A 25,107-nucleotide genomic window follows, 5' to 3' on the forward strand; every position below is an offset into this window, starting at 1 on the left:
AAAAACCTTTTTAAATCAACGGTTTAAATCAATTTCATCGATTTGTGCCCGATGGGGAGAGGCAAAACAGCGGGTTTACCCCCGTTTTCTGTCGCCTGTCGGCGACAGCCAGACACTGCATCGGGAAATTAGTATTTGGAATCAGGGGCTTGGCCGTGTCGCTCTCCGGCGACAGACTCTGGCGGCAGCGACGCATCAGCCTTGAAGTGACCGGGCGTGAGGCTGTGTTTTTGCATCAGGCGGTAAAACTCGGTGCGGTTGCGGTCCGCCAGCCGGGCTGCATCGGCGACGTTGCCATCGGTCAGTTTGAGCAGGCCGACCAGGTATTCGCGTTCGAAGCGCTGGCGTGCTTCCGCCAAAGTGAGCACCTGCACGCTCGGCGAGCGCAAGGCGCGCTGGATCAGGGTCAGCGGGATCAGCGGTGTGCTGGCCAGCGCGCAGACCTGCTCGACCACGTTGTAGAGCTGGCGCACATTGCCCGGCCAAGCCGCGGTGCTCAGGGCCTTGAGCGCCTCCGGCGCAAAACCGCTCAGGCGCTTGCCGTATTTTTCCGCCAGCTTGACCAGGAAGTGGTTGGCCAGCAGCGCGATGTCTTCGCGCCTTTCAGACAGGGGCGGCAAGGTCAGTGTGACGACATTGAGCCGGTAATACAGGTCGCTGCGAAACTGGCCTTCGGCCATGGCCGCGTCCAGGTCGCGGTGCGTGGCCGACAGGATGCGCACATTGACCGGGATCGACTGGCTGGAACCAAGCGGCCGGACCACCCGCTCCTGCAGCACACGCAGCAGCTTGACCTGCAGCGCCAGCGGCATGTCACCAATCTCGTCCAGCAGCAGGGTGCCGCCTTCGGCCGCCTGGAACAGGCCCTTGTGGTTGGCCGAGGCATCGGTGAACGCGCCTTTGACATGGCCAAAAAGCTCCGACTCAAGCAGTGCCTCGGGAATGGCGCCGCAATTCACGGCAATAAAGGGATGGGCCGCGCGCGGACTGGCCTGGTGGATGGCCTGGGCCAGCAATTCCTTGCCGGTGCCGCTTTCACCGCGCAGCATCACGCTGGCGTCCGAGCGGGCCACCATGCGTGCCTCGGCCAGGGTTTCGGCTATGCGGCTGGAGCGGCTGATGAAGCCGCTTTGCCAGACCGGTGCCTGGCCCGCCTGTACGACCGGTGCCGGTGCGCTCAGTGCCAGCGCCTGCGCGATCTTGTCAAGCAGCCCCTTGCCGTCGAATGGTTTGGTCAGGTAGGTGAAGACACCGCGTTCGGTGGCTTCCACCGCGTCCGGAATCGTGCCATGGGCTGTCAGCAGGATGACGGGCAACGAGGGGTGCTGACTGCGGATCTCGTCAAACAGCGCCAGGCCGTCCTTGCCGGGCAGGCGCACATCGCTGAGCACCAGTTGCGGACGCTCGATGTCGAGCTGGCTCAAGGCCGCCTCGGCCGAGCTGACGGCGCTGACACGGTAGCCTGCGGCCGTCAGCCGCATGGTCAGCAGACGCAGCATGTCGGCGTCATCATCGACAACCAGCAGGTGGGCGCCGTTGGCGTTCATGATCCGGGTGGCCGCGGGCGGCTTGCGGGGGACGCCGCCGGTGCAGCCGGCGGACGGCTGTTCAGGCTGCGTTCGATTTCCTTGAGCGCATCGAGTTTTTCCTGGGTTTGCTCAAGGCGGCGCTGCAGGTCGCGCAGCTGCTGGTTCTGGCGGTCGAGCAGGTCTTCGACACGCCTTTGTTCGGAAAGGCGGGCGGCCAAAAGGCGGGCAACAGGGTGCAGGGGCCGTGCTTCGGCGCCCGCGTTGGCCAGTACCCGCTGCAGCAACTCCTGGGCACGCACGAGGTCGTAAAGCTGCCGGGTCTGGCTCAGCGCCAGGGCCAGCCGCACCTGGTCGGCGGGTAGCGAGGGGTCGGCCAGGCGGGTGATTTCCTGCGCCAGTTCTGCACCCTGCAGGGTGCGCGCACGGTCCGCATAGGCCAGCAGGGGCGTCAACACTTCACTGTCCTTCTCGGCAGGCGCCGCAGGCGCGGCCTGTGTTGGCGGCCCAGCGGGTGCCGGGTTTGCCGTTTTGCCCGGCATGGGGGAAGACGGCGCGGGCGCGGCGCAGCCCGCGCTCAGGCTGATGGCCAGGGCCCAGGCGGCGGCATGGCGAAGGGGATGGCCGAAGGCCTCAAATCTTGAAAGCATGGGGAAGTTCTATCCTGAAGTGTGCACCAGGTCCGTCCGGCAGCAATTGCACCCGGCCTCCGTGTGCAGCGATGTATTCGTGGACGATGGACAGGCCGATGCCGCTGCCGCGTACCGCCTGCGGCGGTTGCCGCTCGCCCCGGTAAAAGGGTTCGAAAATCCGCGCCTGGTCGTCCAGCGCAATGCCCGGGCCTTCGTCCTCCAGGTCGATGCGGACAACTTCGGCAAGCCGGCTCAGCCGGATGCGTATCCTGCCCCCGGTAGGGGAAAACCGGATGGCGTTGGACAGCAGGTTGGCCATCACGGTGCCGAGTTTGTCGCGGTCCACCTCGGCCTGTACTGCCTTGCCCTCGACGCTGACCTGAAGGTCGCGGGCACGCCACTGCAGGCGCTGGCTTTCGACCTGTTCCTCGATCAGCTGCAGCAGGTCCGTTTTTTCCCGACGCAGCTGGCGAGCCTCGAACGCCGCGGCATTGAAGCGCAGCAGATCCTCGATCTGGCCTTGCAACAGGCTGGTGTTGTGGCGCAGGATTTTGGCGACCTCGCGCTGGTTGGCGCTGAGTTCGCCGGCCACACCGTCTTCGAGCAGCGACACACCTTCGCGCAGCGAGGCCAGCGGCGTCTTGAGTTCGTGCGAAACATGGCGCAAAAAACGCGACTTGTCGGCGTCCAGTTCCACCAGCCGGAGGCGCAGCCAGTCCAGCCGCTGTCCGACAAGCTGCAAGTCGGCCGGCCCGTCAATGCGGATGGCCTCATCCAGGCGGTTTTCACCCAGGCCGATGATGGCCTTTTCCAGGCGGTTCAGCGGCCGCGTGAGCCAGATGCCGAAGGCCAGTGCCATCAGGACGGCCAGCCCGATCGCGCCTATGACCTGCTGCGTCAATTGCCTCCGGCGTGTTTCCAGTGTGTCGAGCAGGCTGCGGTTCTGTGTGGCAATGGTTTGCCGCACCTGCTGTGCGATGGCTGCATTGATGCGGTCCAGTTCGCGGAATTCGTCTGCCACCTGCCTGTCCCTGTCGAGTGCCGTGTCGGGCGGGCCGGACAGCAGCCGGGTGACGGCCTCAAGATGGTCCCTCCAGTCGTTGGCCAGGGCCTCGGGGACGTCTTGCGACCCCAGCCGTGCCAGCACCTGGCGTGCTTCGCCAGCAGCTTCGTCGAACCGTTGCCGCAGCACACGGTCGGCGAGCACCAGCGACTGGCGCGCGGTTCGCTCCATGGCGACACTGCGTTCGCTCAGTGACTGGGCGGCCGCGCTGAGATCCAGCGCGCGCACGGCACCGTCGCGGCTTTGCATCGTCAGCTGTTCCAATGTGAACAGCGCGCGAAGGGAGGCGGCAGCCAGCAGGGAAGCAATCAGCAAAAACGCGACAACCAGCAGCTGGCGGAAGGAAACGCGCTCAAGCATGGGTTATCCGTGCCGGCCGGGGAGATGCGCGCAGTCTCAAACGGTCAGGGCTGCTTCATCATGACGCAGCACCTCACCGCGCAGCGAACGCTGCGAGGCTTGCGTGATGGTGACGTCAATCATCTGGCCGATCAGGCGCGGGGAGCCGGTGAAGTTGACGACGCGGTTGCATTCGGTGCGGCCCATCAGTTCGGACGCATCCTTGCGCGAGGCACCCTCGACGAGGATGCGCTGCACCGTGCCCTGGCGGCTGGCGCTGATGGCGCGCACGCTGTCGTCGAGGGCGGCCTGCAGGCGCTGCAAACGGGCGAGCTTGACCTCATGCGGGGTGTCGTCGGCCAGGTTGGCAGCCGGCGTGCCAGGCCGCGGGCTGAAGATGAAGCTGAACGAAGTGTCGTAGCCGACGTCGTCGATCAGCTTCATCATCTTGCTGAAGTCCTCTTCGGTCTCGCCGGGGAAACCGACGATGAAGTCGCTGCTCATCGCGAGTTCGGGGCGGATAGCGCGCAGCTTGCGGACGGTGCTTTTGTATTCCATCGCCGTGTAGCCACGTTTCATGGCCATCAGGATGCGGTCCGATCCGTGCTGCACCGGCAGGTGCAGGTGGTTCACCAGCTTGGGCAGCTTGCCGTAGGCGTCGATCAGGCGCTGGGTGAACTCGTTGGGATGGCTGGTAACGTAACGGATACGCTCTATGCCGGGAATGTCGGACACATATTCGAGCAGGGTGGCGAAGTCGGCAATCTCTGCCGTGCCGCCCATGGGACCCCGATAGGCGTTGACGTTCTGGCCCAGCAGGGTCACTTCACGCACGCCTTGGTCCGCCAGGCCTGCCACTTCAACCAGCACGTCTTCGAATGGCCGCGAAACTTCTTCGCCGCGGGTGTAAGGCACCACGCAGTAGCTGCAATACTTGGAGCAGCCTTCCATGATGCTGACGAAGGCGCTGGCACCCTCGATGCGGGCCGGCGGCAGGTGATCGAATTTTTCGATCTCGGGAAAGCTGATGTCCACCTGCGATTTGCCCAGGCTCATGCGCCTGTTCAGCAGGTCGGGCAGGCGGTGCAGGGTCTGCGGGCCGAACACCACGTCCACATAAGGCGCGCGCTCAATGATGGCCGCGCCTTCCTGGCTGGCGACACAGCCGCCAACGCCTATCAGCACGCCTTTTTTCTTCAGGTGCTTGACGCGGCCGAGGTCGCTGAACACCTTTTCCTGCGCCTTTTCGCGCACCGAACAGGTGTTGAACAGGATCAGGTCGGCTTCATCGACATTGCTGGTGGGCTCGTAGCCCTCGGCGGCGTGCAGCACGTCGGACATCTTGTCCGAGTCGTACTCGTTCATCTGGCACCCGAAGGTTTTGATAAAGACTTTTTTGCTCATGAAATTGCTACCGAATTGGGAGCCGCTTGCGCCCATGGGATAAGGGCTGAAGGCCGATTTGGCTTGCAGAAAAGCAGGTTTACTGCTTGTAGCTGGGCAACTGGTTGTAAGGCGTCTTGCCGTCGTCCTGGGTGGCGGTTTCGGCTTCCGAACTGAAGATGAAGTTGCGCGTCTGCAGACCGGCGCGTTTTTCCTTGGCTTCCTCGGCAGTCAGCACCCAGACCTCATACACCAAGCCGGCGCTGTCCCGCGTGTAATTGACGAGAAGTTCCTGGCCCAGCAAGGCGCCCGACAGCACAAAGTGGTTGCTGCTGTTGCGGATGCGTGCACCAGGAGACAGGCGGTCGGCCTTGCCGTTCAGTTTGATCTCGGGCGGGGTTTGCACCACCAGCAGGCCGCGCTGGGCGGCTTTGGGGAAGTTGCGCACACCCGCAACCTCGTCAGTTTGCGCCATCGCCGGGGTCGCCAGCAGGCTGCCCATGGTCAGCACAAGTGCCAGCATGGTTCCCGGGAGGGTCGTGGAAGAGGAAAACGGGCAGCGTTTCATGGTGTATGTCCAGAGGCTGTGAAGTAACAAAGCCCCAGAGGATCATACCTCTGGGGCTCCGGGAAACCGTGGTGGTGATAGGTGGACTTGAACCACCGACATCAGCATTATGAATGCTGCGCTCTAACCAACTGAGCTATATCACCGCGCGACCGATATTATAGCGGCCCTTTCATAAGTCTAATTGCCGGGCGCATGGTGGCGTTGCGCGGTGCTCGGAATCCTCATGCACCGAAGTGCATTCCGGTGTCCTGCGCTCCGTGCGCCTTGCCCTGCATCCCGGTAATTAAACTTCTGAAAGCGCCGGGAGTCCCCGTTACGCTATCGATTTTTAAATGCGGCCTTGCGCTTGTTGACAAAAGCGTCCATGCCTTCCTTCTGGTCCTCGGTGGCGAAGGCGGCGTGGAACAGGCGCCGTTCGAACATGATGCCGTCGGCCAGCGTGCCTTCGTAGGCGCGGTTGACCGCCTCCTTGGCGGCCATCACGGCAATTTGGCCGTAGTCGCAAATCTGCAGCGCCGCGCCCAGCGCTTCATCCATCAGTTTGTCCAGCGGAACGACGCGACTGGCCAGGCCGCTGCGTTCGGCTTCCACGGCATCCATCATGCGTCCGGTCAGGATCAGGTCCATGGCCTTGGCCTTGCCGACCGCTCGCGGCAGGCGCTGCGTGCCGCCGGCGCCCGGAATGATGCCGAGCTTGATTTCCGGCTGGCCGAATCTGGCGTTGTCCGCGGCAATGATGAAGTCGCACATCATCGCCAGTTCACAACCGCCGCCCAGCGCAAAGCCGCTGACCGCGGCAATCACCGGCTTGCGGATGCTGCGGATCTGTTCCCAGTTGCGCGTGATGTAGTCGCCCTTGTAGACGTCGGCAAAGCTGTAGCTCGCCATGGCGCCAATGTCGGCACCGGCCGCAAAGGCCTTTTCGCTGCCGGTCAGGATCATGCAGCCGATGTTGTCGTCCACATCAAAAGCCTTCAGCGCCGCGCCCAGTTCGTCCATCAACTGGTCGTTCAGGGCATTGAGCTGCTTGGGCCGGTTCAGGGTGATGATGGCCACACGGCCTTCGGTTTTGGTCAGAATGAGTTCGTAAGTCATGGCAAGTCCTTGTGTCTGAATCATGCCATGCGCCCAGGCTCTGGCGGGCAAGGGAAAACATTAACCGACCGTCGGGTCGGTTAATGCTAAATTCAAGAACAGGAGACAGACATGACCGATGCCCCTTCCGAACCGACGGTTCTTTTTTCCATACACGGCGCCGTGGCGCTGGTGACGCTGAACCGGCCACAGGCCCTGAACAGTTTCACGCGCCAGATGCACCAGCAGCTCTGGGACACGCTGGACAGGATAGAAGCCGATACATCGCTGCGCGCGCTGGTGATTACCGGCGCCGGCCGGGGTTTCTGCGCCGGTGCTGACCTGGCCGAGTTTGATTTCGCGCCCGGGCCGAACCTGGTCCAGCGTGCCGATCCCGGCCCCATCATTGACCAGGCCTTCAACCCAACGGTGCGGCGCCTGCAGAAGCTGCGTGTTCCGACAATTGCCGCGGTCAATGGTGTGGCCGCCGGCGCCGGTGCTTCGCTGGCCATGACCTGCGACTTGGCGATTGCCGCGCCGGGCGCCAGCTTCATCCAGGCCTTCAGCAAGATTGGTCTGGTGCCCGATGCGGGCGGTTCCTGGTTCCTGGTCAAGCGTCTGGGCCTGGCGCGGGCGATGGGCCTGGCCATGCTGGGCGACAAGCTCAGCGCGAAGGACGCGAAAGAGTGGGGAATGATCTGGGACGTGGCAGGGGAGGGCGAAGACTGCCTGGACAAGGCCATGCAACTGGCCGCGCGGCTAGCGCAGATGCCGACCCGCGCCATGGTCGAAACGCGACGCCTGCTCGGCGAGGGCGCCAGCCGTGACCTGGACACGCAGCTGGACAATGAGCGCGACACCCAGTCAGCGCTGGGCCGGACCCATGACTACATCGAAGGCGTGATGGCTTTTCTCGAAAAACGCCCGGCGGCGTTCAGGGGCAATTAGATGGATGCCCAGCAACTGGCCCAAGCTGTGGGCGAATCCATGTTTGCCGCCGACAGGGCTTCAAGGGAATTCATGCAGATGGAGCTGCTGTCCTGCGCGCCTGGCCGCGCAGTGATGCGCATGGCCGTGCGCGAACCCATGCTCAATGGCCACAAGATCTGCCACGGCGGGCTGATCTTCACGCTGGCAGACTCCACCTTTGCCTTTGCCTGCAACAGCCACAACAAGGTGGCGGTGGCGGCGGGCTGCAGCATCGAGTTCCTCAAACCCGGCCAGCTCGGCGATGTGCTGACTTGCGAGGGTGTGGAGCAGGCCCTGCAGGGCCGGCACGGCATTTACGACATGAAGGTCAGCAACCAGCGCGGCGAGGTGGTGGCCATGTTCCGCGGCAAGAGTGCGCAGATTGCAGGCAGCGTGATTCCTGGCCCCGCAGCGGAGGCCGCATGAAAAGTTTTCCGCTTGAAGCGATAGAAAAGGCCGGCCTCGACGAACTGCGCGCCCTGCAGCTCAAGCGCCTGCAGTCCACGCTGCAGCACGCTTACGCCCATTCACCGGTGTACAAGGCCAAGTTCGATGCGGCCGGGGTGCATCCCGGCGACTGCAGGACGCTGGCCGACTTGGCGAAATTCCCTTTCACCACCAAACACGACCTGCGTGAGAGTTATCCCTTCGGCATGCTGGCGGTGCCGCGCGAGCAGTGCGTGCGGATCCATGCGTCCAGCGGCACCACCGGCAAGCCGACCGTGGTGGCGTATACGCAGAACGATGTGGACATGTGGGCCGGCTGTGTGGCGCGCAGCATACGCGCGGCCGGTGCGCGGCCGGGTGACCTGGTGCATATCAGCTACGGTTACGGCCTGTTCACGGGTGGGCTCGGTGCCCATTACGGCGCCGAGAAACTGGGCCTGACCGTGGTGCCTTTTGGCGGCGGACAGACCGAACGCCAAGTGCAGCTGATCACCGACTTCAAGCCCGACATCATCATGGTGACGCCCAGCTACATGCTGGCGATTGCCGACGAGTTCGAAAAGCAGGGCCTGTCCGCCGCCGAAAGCAGCCTGCGTACCGGCATCTTCGGCGCCGAGCCCTGGACCAACGACATGCGCCATGCGATAGAAAAGCGCATGGGCATGGACGCTGTGGATATTTACGGCTTGAGCGAAGTCATCGGCCCAGGCGTGGCCAGCGAATGTGTGGAAACCAAGGACGGTCCGACCATCTGGGAAGACCATTTTTACCCCGAGATCATCGACCCCCTTAGCGGCGAGTTGTTGCCCGACGGCGAGATCGGCGAGCTGGTGTTCACCAGCTTGAGCAAGGAAGCACTGCCCATCATCCGTTACCGCACACGCGACCTGACACGCCTGTTGCCCGGCACAGCACGCAGCATGCGGCGCATGGAAAAAATCACCGGGCGCAGCGACGACATGATGATTGTTCGCGGTGTCAATGTGTTCCCCACACAGATCGAGGAGTTGATCCTCAAGCGCAGCGAGCTCGCACCGCACTACCAGTGCATCCTGACGCGCGATGGTGTGCTGGACAGCCTGCGCGTGGCGGTGGAGACCCGGCCCGGCCTGGCGCCTGACAGCGCACCCGCGCAGGCTGCTGCGCGTTTGCTGCAGCACGAAATCAAGGCCTACATCGGCACCAGCGCAGACATCGAGCTGCGTGCCGAGGGCGGGGTGGAGCGTAGCTTGGGCAAGGCCAAGCGGGTACTGGATCGAAGGCACTGAGCGGCTGCAGCGGCCCTTCGAGGCTCAGGGTTGTTCCCGGGTAAGCACCCCCTCGACCTTGTGTCACTTTAGTTTTAGACTGATTTGACAACAAGTTACCGGAGGTTGCCATGATTGACAAGCAAGCGATCTACCACAAGACACCGAAAGGAGTGGAGGCGATTGCGAACCGGCAGTCGGGTTTGGCACCCAAGCTGCGATCCCTGTTGATCATGATTGATGGAAAACGCAGCTACACGGAGCTCGCAGCCATGTCCTTGGTGGTCGGCGATTGCGAGCAGTTGCTGCTGCAACTGTCACAAGATGGTTTTATCGAGCCGGTCGGTGGTGCAGAGACTGCCGGCGTCGCACCTGAGCAGGCGGGATCTTCGGCGGCCAGCACCGAGCCAGCGCCCCTGGTGGCCGTGTCACTGCCGGAAGCCAAGCGCTTTACCGCGCGTCTCCTGACCGACCTGCTCGGCCCCAGCGCCGAAGTGTTGTGCATGAAAATCGAGGCTGCCAAGACTCTTGCGGATTTTGTCGCTGCAGTCAAACGCGCCAGGGACATCGTCCGCGATGTCAAGGGAAACTCGGCGGCAGAAAACTTCATCGCACAGGTCGAACTGCACACGCCGGGAAGCTGAGCGCCGTCCCCAGGCTTCGGCTCATGCAGCAGGAGAGAGCCAGGGCACCACCTGGGCGGCATCGCGCAAGACCAGGCGCCAGGTGTTCGCAGCTGGCGGCAAACTCAGTTCCAGCCGCAGCAGCCGCTTGTCGCGCGCAACCAGGGCCAGCATTTTTTTCTGTGCCCCGGCATACAGCATCAGGTCATCGAGCTTGGTCAGGCGCCAGCCTTCAGCAGGCGTTTTTCTTTTTCCGGCGGCAAAAGGTTCGACGCCCAGCCATTCATCACCGGCAGCAAATCCCGCACGCTCTGCCGCGCCGCCGCGCAACACGGTCTTGATCTGTACCCCCGCCGCCTCCTGCACGCGCAGGCCCAGGGTCTGCGCCAGTTGCGAGGGTTCATCGAGCACGGCGACTCCATGGCGCTGCAACAGATCGCGCAGCGGGAGTTCGCTTTTGCCGTGCACCCAGCTGGCGATTTCCGGCGCGTAGGAGCGGCCACCGACCTCCTGCAGTACCGCCGCGAAATCCGCTTCGGTCATCATGCCGCCCCGGCAACGCAGCCACAGCTGGTGCATGACCTCGTCCAGGGTGGCCGGAGAGGCGCTTTTGCTTTCGGTGCGCAGCGTCAGGTCAAAACACAAGGCAATCAGGGCGCCCTTGGTGTAGTAGCTGACGGTGGCGTTCGGCGTGTTTTCGTCCTGGCGGTAGTACTTGACCCAGGCGTCAAAACTGGCCTGGGCCGCCGACTGCAACAGCCTCCCGGGTGTCTGCATGACCTGGTTGATGGTCTTGTTCAGGAGTTTGAGGTAGGCCGTGTCATCAATCAGTCCGGCCCGGCGCAGGATCAGGTCATCGTAGTAACTCGTGAATCCTTCAAAAAACCACAGCAACTGCGTGTAATTTTCGCGATCGTAGGCATAACTGCCGAACTCCGCGGGCCGCAGGCGCTTGACGTTCCAGGTGTGGAAATATTCGTGGCTGATCAGCCCGCGCAGCGTGGTGTAACCCTCGGGCAGCTTGCTGCTGCCCAGGCGCGGCAGGTCCTGGCGCTGGCAGATCAGGGCGGTGGAGTTGCGGTGTTCCAGCCCGCCGTAGCCGTCGTCCACAGCATTGAGCATGAACAGGTAGTTTTTGTGCGGCGGTTTCTTGCTGCCGTGCCAGAAGCGGATCTGCGCCTCGCAGATCTTCCGGGTATCGGCCAGCAGCCGGGCGCCGTCAAAGCTGGCCGTGGCCCCGGCCACTACAAAGCGGTGCGGTACGCCGCAGGCTGTAAAAGAGCCGCTCCAGAAGGCTCCCATCTCGACGGGACAGTCAACCAGTTCGTCGTAGTTGGCGGCGAGGTAGGTCCCAAAGCCCTGCTTGTTGATTTTCAGCGGATTCAGCCCCGTGGCCACGGACCAGCCGCTGATGGCTGGCGCAGGCACCACTTCAAGCCCGTGCGGCGCCTGGTGATGGCCCTCGACCTGCAAACACAGCGAACTGCCGTTGAAGAAGCCGCGTCTGGCGTCCAGCGAGGCGGTGCGCACCGAGTTGTCATTGGCATACACCTCATAACCCAGCACCAGCGGCCTGTCGGGGCTGCAGCGGACTTGCCAGCTGCATTTGTCCAGTTGCTCGACCTGGCTGGCGGGCAGGGCGCGTGAGCCCTGCCGGGCCCGCAGGCTCTGCAGGTTTTTCGAGAACTCGCGCACCAGGTAGCTACCGGGAATCCACACCGGCAGGGCCAGCCGCTGCAGCGATGCGGGCTGGGCAATGGTCAGCGTGATGCGGAACAGGTGGGCATGGAGGTCGGCGATCTCGACGCGGTAGTGGACCGCTGCCGGCGAGCTTCCGGAGGGCTTGGCAGGATGTTTGGGCATAAGCGCAAAGAATACTGCATCAGCGAAGTCCAGCCCCTCAGCCGGTGCAACAGATGGTGCTTGATTTGCTATCGATTAAATAGCTGGTAGCGCCCGCCACCAAAGGGCTGGAGGCCTGTTTTGTTGATACCTTGAGACGGGAGGATCGGGATCACGGGACTTTGGCCTCGGCCAGGTATTTTTCGACCTCACGGGCGCTGATCGCACCAGGCACCCGCGAGCCGTCGGCGAAAATCACGGTGGGCGTACCGGTGATACGGTATTTTTTTCCGAACTCGATGTTGCGTCCCAGGGCACTGGTGTCGCAGCTGGCGCTGCTCACCGGCTGGTCGCGCACCATCAGGTCTTGCCAGACTTTGGCCTTGTCCTTGGCGCACCAGATGTTTTTTGACTTTTCGCCGGAGTCCGCGCTGAGGATGGGGTACAAAAACATGTAGACGGTGACGTCGCTGACCTTTTGCATGTCGCGTTCAAAACGCTTGCAATAACCGCAGTTCGGGTCCTCAAACACGGCCATTTTCCGCTTGCCGTTGCCGCGCACAATCGTGAACGCATCCTTGAGCGGGAGTGCGTCAAACGCCACGGCATTGAGTTTGTCGACGCGTTCTTCCGTCAGGTTGCGCCTGGCTTTGGTGTCGATCAGGTGGCCCTGGAGCAGGTAATTGCCTTCCGCGTCCGTGTAAAAAATCTCGCTGCCGTTGACGCGCACTTCATACAGGCCGGCCATGGGTGCCTGTTTGATCTCATCGATTTTGGGCAGGTTGGGCAGCCGCTCGGTGAGGTTCTTGCGGATGGCCGCTTCCTGCGCTGTGGCGCCCAGGCTCAGAGCTAGCAGGGCGCCAGTCAGAATTGATTTGAACAGTGTCATCGTTTTCCAGTCTATGTAATCTACCCCGCCCTCAAAGGCCAATTAGGAGTGGCCCGGCGGTGAACCCATGGCCTGCCGCATGACCCACTCCTTGAGCAGCCCGCTGCGTGCAAAACCCTTCATGCCCCAGTTGCGCACAGCCTGCCAGCGCGTATCGTCTTGCGCAAACAGGCTGTGCAGACCATCCGTCACCGCGCCCATGGCCGCCACATCGGCCTTGCGCGAACGCTCGTAGCGCCGCAGCAGTTTTTCGTCGCCCAGGCCGCGCCAGTACTCGCGCCCGTGGATAACGGCCGCCAGCCCGGCAGCATCGGCCAGCCCCAGGTTCAGCCCCTGGCCGGCCAGCGGATGCACCGCATGTGCGGCGTCGCCCGCCAGCGCCCAGCCTGGGCCGACCCAGCGCTCGGCGCGCGACAAAGCCAGCGGCCAGCTCGTCCGGCTGCTCACCAGCTCCAGACAACCCGCTTCGGCACCGCAAACGGTTTGCACCGCCGCAGAGAACTCTTGCGGACCCAGCTTTTCCAGCGCGGCGGCGCGTTCCACAGAGACTGACCACACCAGCGCCACAGAGTTCCCTTCGGCGCCGCCTATCGGCAAAAGAGCCAAAATTTCGCCGTTGTGGAACCACTGGCGGGCCACGCCCTGATGCGGCCGATCGCTTTGCAGGCGGGCCGCCATGGCTTTTTGCGGATAGGGCTTGACGATCCATTGCACGCCGAACTCGTTGCGGCTGGTACTTTTCTGGCCTTCGCAGATGACGGTCAGTGCGGCCTTGACGGGAGCCTCCAGTGTTTCAATCTGCGGCTGGTAACGCACCGCTTCGGCCAGTTGCTGCTCGAGCGCCGGCACATCGACGATCCAGGCCAGGGCCGCGTCAGGCTCGGCGGGGGGCGCGGAAAAATCAAGCCGGCCGCCATCGTCACCCCAGACACACATTTCCAGCACCGGGGTGGCGGCCGACGCATCCGGCCAGGCCCTGAGCGAGGCCAGCAGCTGCCGCGACGCGCTGTTCAGGGCGTAAGCCCGCACATCCTGCGATGCGGGGTTTTCTGCCGGATCGCGGGCCGGCGCGGGCCGGGCAACTAGGGCTACATGCAGGCGCTCGCGCGCCAGCAACAGGGCCAGCGTTCGGCCGACCACTCCGCCACCGCGGATACACACATCAAAGGGCTTGGACATGGCTCATTTTAGAAGGCAGTGCAAAATCGTTCCCGGATTGCCGCAACTTGAACCATCTGATGTGAAGGACTTGCCACGTGAGTGAATCATTGAGCCAAACCCCGGGCGCCCGGACGGAGGACGTCCGGGCCGTGATTGCCGGGCTGTGGGTGTATCCCGTCAAGTCCTGTGCGGGCGTGCAGGTGCAGGAGGCGATATTGACGGAAACGGGGCTGGAGTTTGACCGGGCCTGGATGGTGGTCGATGAGGATGGCTCCTTCCTGACGCAGCGCGAGCTGCCACGCATGGCGCTGATCCAGCCCCGGCTCAAGTACCACGACATGGTGCTGCGCGCCCCGGGCATGCTGGCGCTGCACATCGCGCTGGACCAGGTGCAGGAGCCGGTGCGCGTCAAAATCTGGGATGACGAGGTCAAGGCCTACGACATGGGGCCGATCGCGGCCCAGTGGTTCAGCGATTTCCTCGGCGTGAAGGCGCGGCTGGTGCGTTTTGATCCCGAGGAAAAGCGCGCATCCAGCCCGCAATGGACCGGGGATGTGGAGGCCCTCAACCAGTTCAGCGACGGCTACCCGGTGCTGGTGCTCAGCGAAGCCTCGCTTGCAGGGTTGAATGAAAAACTGCAGACCGCAGGTGCAGCGGCAGTCGGCATGGCGCGTTTCAGGCCCAACATCGTGCTGGGTGACCTGCCCGGCGACACCGGACTCGCGCCGCATGATGAGGACCGGCTTGACCTGCTGGAAATTGCCACAGATCAGGGGCTGGTGCAGCTCAAGCCCGTCAAACCTTGCCCGCGCTGCCCGATTCCCAATATCGATCCGGCCACGGCCCTGAGCAGCCCCGAGGTGGGCGACATGCTGCAGACTTACCGGCAGGAGTCGCGCCTCAAGGGTGCGGTGAGCTTCGGCATGAATGCCATCGTCCTGCAGGGCAACGACCATCTGCTCAAGGTCGGGCAGGGTGTCACAGCCAACTACAACTTCGGGTAATTCCGGACCGGATCGCTTTCACGGTCGCGGTTGCTGTCATCCGTGGAATCCCCATCCAGCGGCATGGGCCGGGTCAGCTCGGGTTCCAGGAAACGGATGGGCCGGCGCGTGCGCGCGCCCATGCTGTCGAGCAGATGGGCCAGGGCGTGCGAGAGTTCCGGCCCGTCTGCCAGCTTCTCGCTGAGCAGCACACCGGCGACGTGAAACTGCAGGACAACGTCGGGTTTGAGTCCTTTGAGTGGCATCAGTCCCGCAGCGATCAGCCGCGCGGCCATTTCATTGACCGGTTCACGCGATGACACACCTTCCAGGATCATTCCGAATCTGGCTTCATCCACCCGCCCGACGGTGTCGACATCCCGCAGGATGCGGCGCAACTTGATCACGCTGCGCAGCAGGCTTTGTTCGGCCACGGCGGTGCCGTAAGTGCGCTTGACGTAATCGTAGTTGGCCAGCTCCACATAAACCACGGCAGCCGGTTCCCCGTGGCGCGTTGCACGCGAGACCACCCGGTGAAGCCGGTCGCTGAACAGATGAGGGGTCAGCAGACCGGTCAGCGCATCCTGGGTCGCCATGGCCTGCTCCCTCGCTTCCATGCTGTGGCGCTCGCGTGAACGCAGATTCAACGCGACCAGCAGCAAAGGCACCTGGAGGGTCAGGCCGGCCAGGAGCCCGTATTGCGATAGCGATGACACCGGAAGCAGACCCGTGGTGCTGGCCAGCATCAGCAGGGCGGCCAGCGCCAATGGCATGAAGGCCGCAAGCACCCAGAACCCCACCATGTCCCTGCCCTTCCAGACGATGATGGCCCTGCGCATGCCCAGCATCACAACCGCCATCACATAGGTGCCCGCAATGATGACGCCGGTCCCACGCTCCACCATGGCGTACGTGATGGCCAGTGGCAGGCTGGCCGCGGCAAGCCAGTACGCCACCGGTTCAAACCACTTCTGGCCTGCGCCGGGACCGCACAGGTGATGCACGACCATGGGTGCCGTGCCTCCCACCAGTATGCTCAGGAAGCCAGGAGCCAGGTCTGCCCAGGCACCGGAATCGCTCCACAGCAGATGGCCGGCCACACCTGTCCATGTGGCCGCCACCAGTGTCATGACCGACACATACAGGGCATACCAGCCGTAGGCGCGGTCGCGGTAGACCAGGCTCTGGGCGGCTCCGGCAACAATCAGCAAAAGCAGGGCGCCCAGCACCATGCCGGAGACCAGTGCTTCGACCTGCAGTTGGTGGTTGCGGGCCTTGCCGGAGATCGCCTTGACCGGAATGTTGACACGCGTCGCATGCTGGATGCGAACATACACGTCGTGGACGCCGTCGCTCGTTAGCGCCAGCTGGAATTGCGGGTAGCGGCCAGGCTCCGGCCAGATGGAAACGGCTACGGTGTCGCCGGCCGTCTGGCCGATCCAGTCACCTGTGGGGGTCTGCTGGAAGACGGTGACGAGATCCAGCAGGGGCAGGGGAAACTGCAGCACCCAGTCTTGCCGTGAATCGGCCGATTTCTTGAAGCGGTAGTGTTGCCACAGCGCGGCCTGGGAACCCAGCGCATAAACGGTGTGGGCTTGCGCGGGGCTCATGGACGGGCGGGTTCTGCTGGCCGCCAACTGCGTTATCGTGGCCTGGGCGTCGTCATCCATCCAGACGAGGCCGCTGGCCTGCAAGTCTGCGACGGGGTGCTGGTCGTCCAGAATGACGATGGACTGGGCAAAGCTTGCTGTGCCCGACAGGCCTGACAGAACCGCCAGCAGCAACGCTACCAGAAGGCTGGCCGCGTATCGCATACACTTCACAGCCTGTTTTTGAAGGTTTGTCATGAGTCTGAAGTGCGGTATTGTAGGCTTGCCCAACGTGGGAAAATCCACCCTTTTTAATGCCTTGACCAAGGCGGGCATTGCAGCGGAGAACTACCCGTTTTGCACCATCGAGCCTAATGTCGGCATTGTCGAGCTGCCCGACGCGAGGCTGGCCCAGCTTGCCGAAATCATCCATCCCGAACGTATCGTGCCCGCGATCGTCGAGTTTGTCGACATTGCCGGCTTGGTGGCCGGCGCCAGCACCGGCGAAGGCCTGGGCAACAAGTTTCTGGCGCATATTCGCGAAACCGACGCCATCGTCAATGTGGTCCGCTGCTTTGAAGATGACAACGTGATCCACGTGGCTGGCAAGGTCGACCCGATCTCCGACATCGAGGTGATCCAGACCGAGCTCTGTCTGGCCGATCTGGCGGCGGTTGAAAAAGCATTGCACCGCGTGACCAAGACGGCGCGATCGGGCGACAAGGAGTCCGTCAAACTCGTGGCGATCCTGGAAAAATGCCGGGCCGCCCTCAACGAAGCCAAGCCGGTGCGGACGCTGGAATTCAGCAAGGAAGAGCAGCCTTTGCTGCAGCAGTTTTTCCTGATCACCGCCAAGCCCGCCATGTTTGTCGGCAATGTCGCAGAAGACGGTTTCGAGAACAACCCCTTCCTCGACAAGCTGCGTGCCTATGCGGCCAGCCAGAATGCGCCTGTGGTCGCCATCTGCGCCAAGATGGAAGCCGAGATGGCCGACATGAGCGATGAGGACAAGACCATGTTCCTGGCCGAAATCGGCCAGGAAGAACCCGGCCTGAACCGGCTGATCCGCGCCGCCTTCAAGCTGCTGGGCCTGCAGACCTATTTCACTGCCGGGGTGAAGGAAGTGCGCGCCTGGACGATTCATGTGGGCGACACCGGCCCGCAGGCCGCAGGTGTGATCCATACCGATTTCGAGAAGGGCTACATCCGCGCACAGACCATTGCCTTTGACGACTTCATCACTTACAAGGGTGAGCAAGGCGCGAAAGATGCGGGCAAGATGCGCAGCGAAGGCAAGGAATATGTCGTCAAGGATGGCGACGTGATGAATTTTCTGTTCAGTAGCTGAGGCAGGGGCGCTGGCCCTGGGTGAGAGTGTTTTGTGCCGTCAGCCCTTTGCTGTCGGGTGCAAGCAGCTATCTATTCAGTAGCATATGTTCCGTATCATTCAGAGGCCTCTTGCGTCCATGACCGAACCCGTCCGTCTCGCCAAACGCCTGGCCCAGATGCTCAACTGCTCACGCCGGGAAGCCGAGCAGTACATCGAGGGTGGCTGGGTGCGGGTCGATGGCGTGGTGGTCGAGGAGCCGCAGCACCGTGTGCTGGACCAGAAAGTCGAACTCGACCCCGACGCCAGCCTGCTCGAACTCGTGCCGGTGACGCTGCTGTTGAACAAGCCCGCAGGTTTTGAGGCCGGCCTGGATGCAGGCGCTGGCCGAGCAGCGAGTCCGGCGCTGCAGCTGCTGGCGGCGGCCAATCAGACGAAAGACGACCGCTCGGGGATCCGGCCCCTGAAAAAACATTTCAGTGCGTTGACGCTGGCGACGCCACTTGCCACGCCGGCCAGCGGCCTGGTCGTGTTTACGCAGGACTGGCGCGTGACGCGCAAGCTCTGCGAGGACGCTTCGGTCATGGAGCACGAAGTCATCGTGGATGTGAGCGGGACCATCACTCCTGGCGGCCTGCAGCGCCTTAACCGCATCGACCACGGCTTTACCTTCAATGGGGTGCTGTTGCCGCCGGCCAAGGTCAGCTGGCAAAACGAAACCCGCCTGCGTTTTGCACTCAAAGGCGAACGCCCCGGCCAGATCGCCTTCATGTGTGAAAGCGTCGGGCTCAGCGTGCAGGCCATGAAGCGCATCCGCGTCGGGCGTGTGCCCATGAGCAGCCTGCCTGCCGGGCAGTGGCGCTATCTGCTACCCCACGAACGGTTTTAGCTTTTTACCGGATCACCTGGAAGTTGAAATGCAAGCCGGGGCCGCGGAACCGGCTTCGCCGGGCCGCAGGCGCAGCGGCCCCCTCGGGGGGCAGGGCGCTACACGCAGTGAGCAACCGTGGGGGCTAAAACTTGAACCCGCCCGGGAAGGCCCAGACCAGCGCAGCTGTCATCGTGACATAACGTGCGAATTTCCCAATGGCCATGTAGGCCACACAAGGCCAGAACGGAAATTTGAGCCAGCCGGCCACCGCGCAAAGCGGGTCGCCGACGGCTGGCAACCAGGCCAGCAGGCAAGCCCTTGGGCCCAGCTTTTCCAGCCAGCGGATGGCCCGGCCGTGGTGCGATGAGTGTGAATATTTGTCCACCACCTTGTGGGCACCATAACCCAGCCACCAGTCGAGCGCACCGCCCAGAGTGTTGCCCGCCGTGGCCACCAGCACGGCCGGCCAGAACAGGTGCGGGTTGAGCTTGACCAGGCCGAACACCACCGGTTCGGAGCCCAGCGGAAGCAGGGTGGCGGAGATGAACGAAACCACGAACGCTGTGCTCAAACCATACTCGGGCAGGGCCAGCGCATCAATCAGGTGTCGTATCCATATTTCCATCTGGCGCGAGTATAGGCAGTGGGCGTCCCCCCGGTCTGTAGGGCAGGTGCCTGCGTGCCCGTGTGCAAATTTCGATTGCTGAAATTTTGGGCAGTACAATCATGCCTCGTTTTTGCGCATCCACCATCCCATCCGCCTGCACCCTTCCATGAACATTGGCCCCCATGTTTTGGCAAACAACTTGTTTGCCGCGCCGATGGCCGGTGTGACCGACCGGCCGTTCCGGCGCCTGTGCAAGGCCGGCGGGGCCGGCTACGCGGTCAGTGAAATGGTGACTTCGCGGCGTGACCTGTGGGACACGCTGAAAACTTCGCGCCGCGCCAACCACGACGGTGAAGTGGCGCCGATTGCAGTGCAGATTGCCGGCACCGACGCGCAGATGATGGCCGAGGCCGCAGCCTACAACATCGACCGCGGCGCGCAGATCATCGACATCAACATGGGTTGCCCGGCCAAGAAGGTCTGCAACAAGTGGGCCGGCTCGGCCCTGATGCAGGACGAGCCGCTGGCGCTCGCCATTGCCGAGGCGGTGGTGGCCGCCTGCGCGCCACGCGGTGTTCCCGTGACCCTGAAAATGCGCACCGGCTGGGCCGACTCGCATAAAAATGCCGTTGTACTGGCGCGCGCATTCGAGTCCGCCGGCGTGCAGATGCTCACGGTGCATGGCCGCACGCGCGAGCAGGGCTACAAGGGGCGAGCCGAATATGACACGATTGCTGCGGTGAAGGCCGCGGTATCTGTCCCCGTAGTCGCCAATGGCGACATCCACACCCCGGAAAAAGCCCGCGATGTGCTGGCTTATACCCGCGCCGATGCGGTGATGGTGGGCCGCGCCGCTCAGGGCCGGCCCTGGATATTTCGCGAAATGGCGCATTTCCTGGCGACCGGCACGCATCTTGCGCCACCGCTGGTGGCCGAGGTCAAGCGCCTGCTGCTGGATCACCTGCTGGACCACTATGAGCTGTATGGTGCCTTCAGCGGCGTGCGTACGGCGCGCAAGCACATCGGCTGGTACGTCAGGCCTTTGCCGGGCGGAGAAGCCTTTCGCGGACGCATGAACCTGCTGGAAGACTGCGAAGCGCAATGGCAGGCGGTGGCCGATTTTTTTGACGAGCTTGGCGCGCGCATGGACCGCATGCCCGCAGTGGTTGCGGGCATGGTGCAGGTGGCGGCCGGCGACGATGACAGACAGGACAAGAAGGAGGGAGAGCTCGCATGAGCAAGAAACACATAGAAGAGTGCGTACGCACCAGCCTGGAGGGTTATTTCAAGGACCTGCGCGGCACCGAGCCGGACGGCATGTACGACATGATGGTCAAGGTGGTGGAAAAACCGCTGCTGGAAGTTGTCATGCAACATGCCGAGCAAAACCAGTCCCGGGCCGCCGAATGGCTGGGCCTGAACCGCAACACCCTGCGCAAAAAACTCGTCGAACACAAACTGATCAAGTGATCGGCAGCCGCATTTCATCCCCGAGAAACAAAGACAAGCATGAACGCCCTGATTTCCGTCTCCGACAAAACCGGCATTGTTGACTTTGCACGTGCGCTGCACGCGCTGGGCATCAAGCTGATTTCCACCGGCGGTACCGCCAGGCTGCTGGCCGATGAAAAGCTGCCGGTGACCGAGGTTGCCGAACTGACGGGTTTCCCCGAAATGCTTGATGGCCGCGTCAAGACCCTGCACCCGATGGTGCATGGCGGGCTGCTGGCACGGCGCGATGTGCCCGAACACATGGCTGCTCTCAAGACCCACGGCATTGACACCATCGACCTGCTGGTCGTCAACCTCTACCCGTTTGAAGCCACGGTGGCGAAGGCCGGCTGCACGCTGGAAGACGCGATTGAAAACATCGACATCGGCGGTCCGGCCATGGTGCGATCAGCCGCCAAAAACTGGAAAGATGTGGGTGTCCTGACCGATGCGTCACAGTACGCCGGCGTGCTGGAAGAACTCAAGGCCGTCGGCAAACTCACGGACACCACCAAATTTTCCCTGTCGGTCGCTGCTTTCAACCGCATCAGCCAATACGACGGAGCCATCAGCGATTACCTCTCGGGCATCCAGCCCGACGGCACGCACAGCCTGTTTCCCGGGCAGTCCAATGGGCGCTTTGTCAAGGTACAGGACCTGCGGTACGGTGAAAACTCGCACCAGCAAGCCGCGCTGTACCGTGACCTGTATCCGGCGCCGGGTTCGCTCGTGACAGCCAGACAGCTGCAGGGCAAGGAACTGTCGTACAACAACATTGCCGATGCCGATGCCGCGTGGGAATGCGTCAAGAGTTTTACCGAATCGGCCTGCGTCATCGTCAAACATGCCAACCCCTGCGGCGTGGCCGTGGGCAAGGATGCGCTCGAGGCCTACAGCAAGGCCTTCAAAACCGACCCGACCTCAGCCTTCGGCGGCATCATTGCGCTGAACTGCACGCTGGACGAAGCGGCCGCGCAGCAGATCGCCAAACAGTTTGTCGAGGTGCTGATGGCGCCGGCCTTCACGCCTGCGGCACTGGAAGTTTTCAAGACCAAGGTCAATGTGCGCATCCTCCAGATTGACTTGCCGCCGGGCGGCGACACGGCGTGGAAGCAGGGCCGCAACCTGATGGACGTCAAACGTGTCGGTTCCGGCCTGCTGATGCAGACCGCCGACAACCACGAACTGGCGCTGGCCGACCTGAAAGTGGTCAGCAAGCTGCAGCCGACGCCTGCGCAGCTGCAGGACCTGCTGTTTGCCTGGAAGGTCGCCAAGTACGTCAAGTCCAACGCCATCGTGTTCTGCGGCGGGGGCATGACGCTGGGTGTGGGCGCAGGCCAGATGAGTCGTATCGATTCGGCGCGTATTGCCTCGATCAAGGCTGCCAATGCCGGCCTGGAACTCGCCGGTTCGGCCGTGGCCAGTGACGCTTTCTTCCCGTTTCGCGATGGCCTTGACGTGGTGGTCGATGTGGGGGCGACCTGCGTGATCCAGCCTGGTGGCAGCATGCGGGATGAGGAGGTCATCGCGGCGGCTGATGAGCGCGGGGTAGTGATGGTGTTGAGTGGTGTGCGGCACTTCCGGCACTAAGCCCGGCCGCTTTCGGAGGCCAACACCATGCGCACCCTCGGCAATATTTTTTGGTTCATCTTTGGCGGCTTTCTGATGGGAGTCGGCTGGTGGTTGGTCGGTGCATTGGCTGCCATCACCATCGTGGGCTTGCCGTGGGCCAAGGCGTGTTTTGTGATCGGGCAGTTTGCGTTTTTGCCTTTTGGCAAGGAGGCCGTGAGCCGCAAGGACCTGACGCAGCGAGATGACATTGGCACGGGTGCCTTGGGGCTGGTGGGCAATGTGATCTGGTTTGTATTGGCCGGTTGGTGGCTGGCCATCGGGCATTTGATGTCTGCGTTGGCCTGTTTTGTCACCATCATCGGCATCCCGTTTGGCATTCAGCACATGAAGTTGGCGCTGATTGCGCTGGCGCCCATTGGCAAAACCATTGTTTCCAAATAGTCGCGCTGGTGGTTACTGCGCGGTTTTGGCGTGGCTGGGGACAATCGCTGCATGAAACGCCCTATCGAATAAGGGCTAAATGCCTAAATGACACCTAGCCCTCATGGGTATTGCGCAAGCAGCTTCTATTTTGATAGCAGTTTAAACACATCGCCAGCCGCTGCCACTGTTTCCGCAATGTCCGCATCGGTGTGGGCGGCACTCATGAAGCCGGCTTCGTACAGCGCCGGGGCGATGTAGATACCGCGATCCAGCAGGCCGTGGAACAGGGTGTTGAAGCGCGCGTTGTCGGTGGTCATCACCTTGGCGTAGTTTTGCGGCAGTTCCTTGAGCAGGAAGAAGCCGAACATGCCTCCCTCGCTGTCACCGCAGAAGTCCACGCCGGCCTTGTCGGCTTCGGCTTGCAGGCCACTGATCAAGCGTTGTGTTTTGTGGCCCAGGTCTTCGTAGAAACCGGGCTTGCCGATTTCCTTCAGGGTGGCCAGACCGCAAGCCGTGGCGACCGGGTTGCCTGACAACGTGCCGGCCTGATAAACCGGCCCCTGGGGCGCGAGTTGTTCCATGACGGCGCGGGTGCCACCAAAGGCGGCCAGCGGCATGCCGCCGCCGATCACCTTGCCCATGACAGTCATGTCGGGCTGGAAACCCGGGATGCTTTTCGCATAAACGCTTTGCGCACCACCCAATGCCACGCGAAAACCCGTCATGACTTCATCGAAGACCAGCAACGCGCCGTGCTGTGTGCACAACTCGCGGCAGCGCTTCATGAAAGGTACGCTGGCTCGCACGAAATTCATATTGCCGGCAATCGGCTCGATGATCAGGCAGGCGGTGCTGCTGCCGTGGATGGCAAAAGCTTCTTCAAGCTGGGCGATGTGGTTGTACTCGAGCACCAGCGTGTGCTGCACGACCTCGGGCGGCACGCCGGCACTGGTCGGGTTGCCAAACGTCGCCAGGCCTGAACCGGCTTTGACCAGCAAAGCGTCGGCGTGGCCGTGGTAACAGCCTTCGAACTTGATGATCTTGCTGCGGCCGGTGGCGCCGCGCGCCAGACGGATCGCGCTCATCCCCGCTTCGGTACCCGAACTGACCAGGCGCAGCATCTCAATGGAGGGCACCAGCTTGACGATTTCTTCGGCCAACTCCACTTCGCGCTCGGTCGGCGCGCCATAGGAGAAGCCTTCAAGCACGGCCTTCTGCACGGCTTCGACCACTGCTGGATGGCCGTGGCCCAGAATCATCGGGCCCCACGAGCCGATGTAGTCGATGTAGCGCTGGCCATCGGCATCCCAGAAGTAGGCCCCCTGGGCACGCTGCACAAAACGCGGGGTGCCGCCTACCGCCTTGAAGGCGCGTACCGGCGAATTGACGCCGCCGGGAATCAGTTTTCTGGCGCGCTCGAACAGCGCTGCATTGCGGGATTTGTCGGGACTAGTGTTTGGTGCCATTGGTGGGTAGGTCGAAGGGAGGCAGGGGGAGCAGGGGGTCATCCGGATCGCCGCCTTCTTCGTCGCCGGCGTCCGTTGCGTCGTCTTCTGCCTGTGCCCAGAACAGCCGGTCAGGCACGATGTTGCCCATGCCCGGGTGAAAACCGGCGTCCAGGCTGTGGTCGAGGTAGGTGAGGGCTTCAGCAGTCGCGGCCTGCAGGTTGTGGCCGTTGGCCAGCAGGGCCGACAGCGCGGCGGTCAGCGTGTCGCCGGCACCGGCAAATACCGCTTCAAAACGTTCGAACTTTTCGCTGTAAAGAATGGCTTGCGGGGTGGCCAGTACATTGTCAATGAACTGATCGGGCAGGGGCACGCCCGTGACCAGCGTGTAAGGCACACCGAATTCCGAAGCTGCCTTGGCAATATCGCGTGCCGTGGGGCTTTTGTCGCCACCCCAGTCCGGTAGCAGCCAGCGCCACAGGCTGCTGTGGTTGCCCACGAGCACGGTGGTTTGCGGCAGCATCAGTTCACGAAAAGCGTCCAGGTAGCTGTCAATCGCCTCTTCTTCCCACCATGACAGGTTGGGCATGTAGGCGATCAGCGGGACGTCTGCATAGTCCGATGCAATTTCCGCGATGGCGCTGATGGTTTCCGGACTGCCCACAAAACCGACCTTGATGGCGGCAACAGGCATGTCCTCGAGTGCCGTGCGGGCCTGTTCGGTGACCGCATCTTCGTCAAAGGATGTATGGTCGAAAATCTCGGCGGTATCGCGTACATAGGCGCCGGTGACGACGGCCAGCGCATGGGCGCCAGCCGATGCGATGGCACTGATGTCCGCCGTCAGGCCGCCTGCGCCACTGGGGTCGTTGGCGTTGAAGGTCATCACGCAGGCGGGAGAGGTTTCGCTGTCCTCTGTTTCCATTTGCCGGGTGTCCAGAGGAGGGGGGGTGGGGTTTGCCATAGGGCTGGAATTTTGCCTCGTAAGCGAATAAGCAACGCCGCCTCGATACAATTGTTGCATTCTATTCGA

Annotated in this window: 24 protein-coding genes and 1 tRNA gene; 11 read left to right on the forward strand and 14 right to left on the reverse strand. The window is 62.7% G+C overall.

Annotated features, from left to right (window positions below; translation table 11 throughout):
* Positions 1–128: 128 nt before the first annotated feature.
* From WA904_RS11785 to WA904_RS11815, 7 genes are all read right to left on the reverse strand, one after another.
* On the reverse strand, positions 129–1,547 hold the full coding sequence (locus WA904_RS11785; protein ID WP_425197313.1) for a sigma 54-interacting transcriptional regulator: 1,419 nt from the start codon (positions 1,545–1,547) through the stop codon (positions 129–131).
* Entirely contained in the window at positions 1,544–2,176 is a 633-nt protein-coding gene (locus tag WA904_RS11790; protein WP_425197314.1) for a hypothetical protein, read from the reverse strand. The genes WA904_RS11785 and WA904_RS11790 overlap by 4 nt, the downstream gene beginning before the upstream one ends.
* Positions 2,160–3,581: an ATP-binding protein gene (locus tag WA904_RS11795; RefSeq protein WP_425197315.1), complete on the reverse strand. Its 1,422-nt coding sequence runs from the start codon at positions 3,579–3,581 to the stop codon at positions 2,160–2,162. Before WA904_RS11795 ends, WA904_RS11790 begins: the two co-directional genes overlap by 17 nt.
* Positions 3,582–3,617: 36 nt before the next feature.
* Complete coding sequence (gene miaB / locus WA904_RS11800) at positions 3,618–4,964, reverse strand: tRNA (N6-isopentenyl adenosine(37)-C2)-methylthiotransferase MiaB (protein WP_425197316.1); 1,347 nt, start codon at positions 4,962–4,964, stop codon at positions 3,618–3,620.
* 79 nt (positions 4,965–5,043) lie between these two features.
* Positions 5,044–5,511, reverse strand: a complete 468-nt coding sequence (locus WA904_RS11805) for a hypothetical protein (protein WP_425197317.1) — start codon at positions 5,509–5,511, stop codon at positions 5,044–5,046.
* Between the two features lie 69 nt (positions 5,512–5,580).
* A tRNA-Met gene (locus tag WA904_RS11810) sits at positions 5,581–5,657 on the reverse strand.
* 175 nt (positions 5,658–5,832) lie between these two features.
* Entirely contained in the window at positions 5,833–6,609 is a 777-nt protein-coding gene (locus tag WA904_RS11815) for an enoyl-CoA hydratase (RefSeq protein ID WP_425197318.1), read from the reverse strand.
* A 111-nt stretch (positions 6,610–6,720) separates the two neighbouring features.
* Between WA904_RS11815 and WA904_RS11820 the strand changes: the two genes are divergently transcribed.
* The 4 genes from WA904_RS11820 (at position 6,721) to WA904_RS11835 (ending at position 9,895) form a co-directional block, all read left to right on the forward strand.
* Positions 6,721–7,536: an enoyl-CoA hydratase-related protein gene (locus WA904_RS11820; RefSeq protein ID WP_425197319.1), complete on the forward strand. Its 816-nt coding sequence runs from the start codon at positions 6,721–6,723 to the stop codon at positions 7,534–7,536.
* A complete protein-coding gene (gene paaI, locus WA904_RS11825; protein WP_425197320.1) occupies positions 7,537–7,983 on the forward strand; it encodes a hydroxyphenylacetyl-CoA thioesterase PaaI in 447 nt (148 codons plus the stop codon).
* On the forward strand, positions 7,980–9,272 hold the full coding sequence (gene paaK / locus WA904_RS11830) for a phenylacetate--CoA ligase PaaK (RefSeq protein WP_425197321.1): 1,293 nt from the start codon (positions 7,980–7,982) through the stop codon (positions 9,270–9,272). The genes paaI and paaK overlap by 4 nt, the downstream gene beginning before the upstream one ends.
* 110 nt (positions 9,273–9,382) lie before the next feature.
* Complete coding sequence (locus tag WA904_RS11835) at positions 9,383–9,895, forward strand: hypothetical protein (RefSeq protein ID WP_425197322.1); 513 nt, start codon at positions 9,383–9,385, stop codon at positions 9,893–9,895.
* A gap of 21 nt (positions 9,896–9,916) precedes the next feature.
* On the opposite strand, the gene WA904_RS11840 is transcribed toward WA904_RS11835, so the two are convergent.
* The 3 genes from WA904_RS11840 to WA904_RS11850 form a co-directional block, all read right to left on the reverse strand.
* A complete protein-coding gene (locus WA904_RS11840) occupies positions 9,917–11,737 on the reverse strand; it encodes a M61 family metallopeptidase (RefSeq protein ID WP_425197323.1) in 1,821 nt (606 codons plus the stop codon).
* Between the two features lie 151 nt (positions 11,738–11,888).
* Entirely contained in the window at positions 11,889–12,605 is a 717-nt protein-coding gene (locus WA904_RS11845; RefSeq protein WP_425197324.1) for a DsbC family protein, read from the reverse strand.
* A gap of 42 nt (positions 12,606–12,647) precedes the next feature.
* The gene (locus WA904_RS11850) at positions 12,648–13,784 is read right to left on the reverse strand and encodes an FAD-dependent monooxygenase (RefSeq protein WP_425197325.1); all 1,137 of its coding nucleotides are present in this window, start codon (positions 13,782–13,784) and stop codon (positions 12,648–12,650) included.
* Positions 13,785–13,861: 77 nt separating this feature from the next.
* Here WA904_RS11850 and WA904_RS11855 point away from each other — a divergent pair, with 77 nt between their 5' ends.
* The gene (locus tag WA904_RS11855; RefSeq protein WP_425197326.1) at positions 13,862–14,770 is read left to right on the forward strand and encodes an MOSC domain-containing protein; all 909 of its coding nucleotides are present in this window, start codon (positions 13,862–13,864) and stop codon (positions 14,768–14,770) included.
* On the opposite strand, the gene WA904_RS11860 is transcribed toward WA904_RS11855, so the two are convergent.
* The gene (locus tag WA904_RS11860; RefSeq protein WP_425197327.1) at positions 14,755–16,563 is read right to left on the reverse strand and encodes a sensor domain-containing diguanylate cyclase; all 1,809 of its coding nucleotides are present in this window, start codon (positions 16,561–16,563) and stop codon (positions 14,755–14,757) included. The genes WA904_RS11855 and WA904_RS11860 overlap by 16 nt on opposite strands.
* Positions 16,564–16,594: 31 nt before the next feature.
* On the opposite strand from WA904_RS11860, the gene ychF reads away from it, so the two are divergent.
* Together ychF and WA904_RS11870 are read left to right on the forward strand one after the other, a co-directional pair.
* On the forward strand, positions 16,595–17,686 hold the full coding sequence (gene ychF / locus WA904_RS11865; protein ID WP_425197328.1) for a redox-regulated ATPase YchF: 1,092 nt from the start codon (positions 16,595–16,597) through the stop codon (positions 17,684–17,686).
* Positions 17,687–17,804: 118 nt separating this feature from the next.
* Positions 17,805–18,554, forward strand: coding sequence for an rRNA pseudouridine synthase (locus WA904_RS11870; RefSeq protein WP_425197329.1), 750 nt, complete (start codon positions 17,805–17,807; stop codon positions 18,552–18,554).
* Between the two features lie 124 nt (positions 18,555–18,678).
* On the opposite strand, the gene WA904_RS11875 is transcribed toward WA904_RS11870, so the two are convergent.
* Complete coding sequence (locus WA904_RS11875; RefSeq protein WP_425197330.1) at positions 18,679–19,161, reverse strand: YqaA family protein; 483 nt, start codon at positions 19,159–19,161, stop codon at positions 18,679–18,681.
* Between the two features lie 148 nt (positions 19,162–19,309).
* Here WA904_RS11875 and dusB point away from each other — a divergent pair, with 148 nt between their 5' ends.
* The 4 genes from dusB to WA904_RS11895 are packed head-to-tail and all read left to right on the forward strand — an operon-like array spanning position 19,310 to position 22,647.
* Entirely contained in the window at positions 19,310–20,380 is a 1,071-nt protein-coding gene (dusB, locus tag WA904_RS11880) for a tRNA dihydrouridine synthase DusB (protein ID WP_425197331.1), read from the forward strand.
* The gene (locus WA904_RS11885) at positions 20,377–20,613 is read left to right on the forward strand and encodes a Fis family transcriptional regulator (protein ID WP_007864972.1); all 237 of its coding nucleotides are present in this window, start codon (positions 20,377–20,379) and stop codon (positions 20,611–20,613) included. Before dusB ends, WA904_RS11885 begins: the two co-directional genes overlap by 4 nt.
* 39 nt (positions 20,614–20,652) lie before the next feature.
* On the forward strand, positions 20,653–22,224 hold the full coding sequence (purH, locus tag WA904_RS11890) for a bifunctional phosphoribosylaminoimidazolecarboxamide formyltransferase/IMP cyclohydrolase (RefSeq protein WP_425197332.1): 1,572 nt from the start codon (positions 20,653–20,655) through the stop codon (positions 22,222–22,224).
* Positions 22,225–22,251: 27 nt separating this feature from the next.
* Positions 22,252–22,647, forward strand: coding sequence for a YccF domain-containing protein (locus WA904_RS11895; protein WP_425197333.1), 396 nt, complete (start codon positions 22,252–22,254; stop codon positions 22,645–22,647).
* A gap of 125 nt (positions 22,648–22,772) precedes the next feature.
* On the opposite strand, the gene hemL is transcribed toward WA904_RS11895, so the two are convergent.
* Positions 22,773–24,095: a glutamate-1-semialdehyde 2,1-aminomutase gene (gene hemL, locus WA904_RS11900; protein ID WP_425197334.1), complete on the reverse strand. Its 1,323-nt coding sequence runs from the start codon at positions 24,093–24,095 to the stop codon at positions 22,773–22,775.
* Entirely contained in the window at positions 24,079–25,038 is a 960-nt protein-coding gene (gene thiD, locus WA904_RS11905; RefSeq protein WP_425197335.1) for a bifunctional hydroxymethylpyrimidine kinase/phosphomethylpyrimidine kinase, read from the reverse strand. The genes hemL and thiD overlap by 17 nt, the downstream gene beginning before the upstream one ends.
* Positions 25,039–25,107: the final 69 nt, after the last annotated feature.

The organism is Polaromonas sp., assembly GCF_049790275.1.
In the GTDB taxonomy this organism is placed as follows: domain Bacteria; phylum Pseudomonadota; class Gammaproteobacteria; order Burkholderiales; family Burkholderiaceae_C; genus Polaromonas.

Coding starts and splice junctions, on each gene's coding strand:
- WA904_RS11785 (WP_425197313.1), bottom strand. CDS start 1,547: ATGAACGCCAACGGCGCCCACCTGCTGGTTGTCGATGATGACGCCGAC.
- WA904_RS11790 (WP_425197314.1), bottom strand. CDS start 2,176: ATGCTTTCAAGATTTGAGGCCTTCGGCCATCCCCTTCGCCATGCCGCC.
- WA904_RS11795 (WP_425197315.1), bottom strand. CDS start 3,581: ATGCTTGAGCGCGTTTCCTTCCGCCAGCTGCTGGTTGTCGCGTTTTTG.
- miaB (WP_425197316.1), bottom strand. CDS start 4,964: ATGAGCAAAAAAGTCTTTATCAAAACCTTCGGGTGCCAGATGAACGAG.
- WA904_RS11805 (WP_425197317.1), bottom strand. CDS start 5,511: ATGAAACGCTGCCCGTTTTCCTCTTCCACGACCCTCCCGGGAACCATG.
- WA904_RS11815 (WP_425197318.1), bottom strand. CDS start 6,609: ATGACTTACGAACTCATTCTGACCAAAACCGAAGGCCGTGTGGCCATC.
- WA904_RS11820 (WP_425197319.1), top strand. CDS start 6,721: ATGACCGATGCCCCTTCCGAACCGACGGTTCTTTTTTCCATACACGGC.
- paaI (WP_425197320.1), top strand. CDS start 7,537: ATGGATGCCCAGCAACTGGCCCAAGCTGTGGGCGAATCCATGTTTGCC.
- paaK (WP_425197321.1), top strand. CDS start 7,980: ATGAAAAGTTTTCCGCTTGAAGCGATAGAAAAGGCCGGCCTCGACGAA.
- WA904_RS11835 (WP_425197322.1), top strand. CDS start 9,383: ATGATTGACAAGCAAGCGATCTACCACAAGACACCGAAAGGAGTGGAG.
- WA904_RS11840 (WP_425197323.1), bottom strand. CDS start 11,737: ATGCCCAAACATCCTGCCAAGCCCTCCGGAAGCTCGCCGGCAGCGGTC.
- WA904_RS11845 (WP_425197324.1), bottom strand. CDS start 12,605: ATGACACTGTTCAAATCAATTCTGACTGGCGCCCTGCTAGCTCTGAGC.
- WA904_RS11850 (WP_425197325.1), bottom strand. CDS start 13,784: ATGTCCAAGCCCTTTGATGTGTGTATCCGCGGTGGCGGAGTGGTCGGC.
- WA904_RS11860 (WP_425197327.1), bottom strand. CDS start 16,563: ATGCGATACGCGGCCAGCCTTCTGGTAGCGTTGCTGCTGGCGGTTCTG.
- ychF (WP_425197328.1), top strand. CDS start 16,595: ATGAGTCTGAAGTGCGGTATTGTAGGCTTGCCCAACGTGGGAAAATCC.
- WA904_RS11870 (WP_425197329.1), top strand. CDS start 17,805: ATGACCGAACCCGTCCGTCTCGCCAAACGCCTGGCCCAGATGCTCAAC.
- WA904_RS11875 (WP_425197330.1), bottom strand. CDS start 19,161: ATGGAAATATGGATACGACACCTGATTGATGCGCTGGCCCTGCCCGAG.
- dusB (WP_425197331.1), top strand. CDS start 19,310: ATGAACATTGGCCCCCATGTTTTGGCAAACAACTTGTTTGCCGCGCCG.
- WA904_RS11885 (WP_007864972.1), top strand. CDS start 20,377: ATGAGCAAGAAACACATAGAAGAGTGCGTACGCACCAGCCTGGAGGGT.
- purH (WP_425197332.1), top strand. CDS start 20,653: ATGAACGCCCTGATTTCCGTCTCCGACAAAACCGGCATTGTTGACTTT.
- WA904_RS11895 (WP_425197333.1), top strand. CDS start 22,252: ATGCGCACCCTCGGCAATATTTTTTGGTTCATCTTTGGCGGCTTTCTG.
- hemL (WP_425197334.1), bottom strand. CDS start 24,095: ATGGCACCAAACACTAGTCCCGACAAATCCCGCAATGCAGCGCTGTTC.
- thiD (WP_425197335.1), bottom strand. CDS start 25,038: ATGGCAAACCCCACCCCCCCTCCTCTGGACACCCGGCAAATGGAAACA.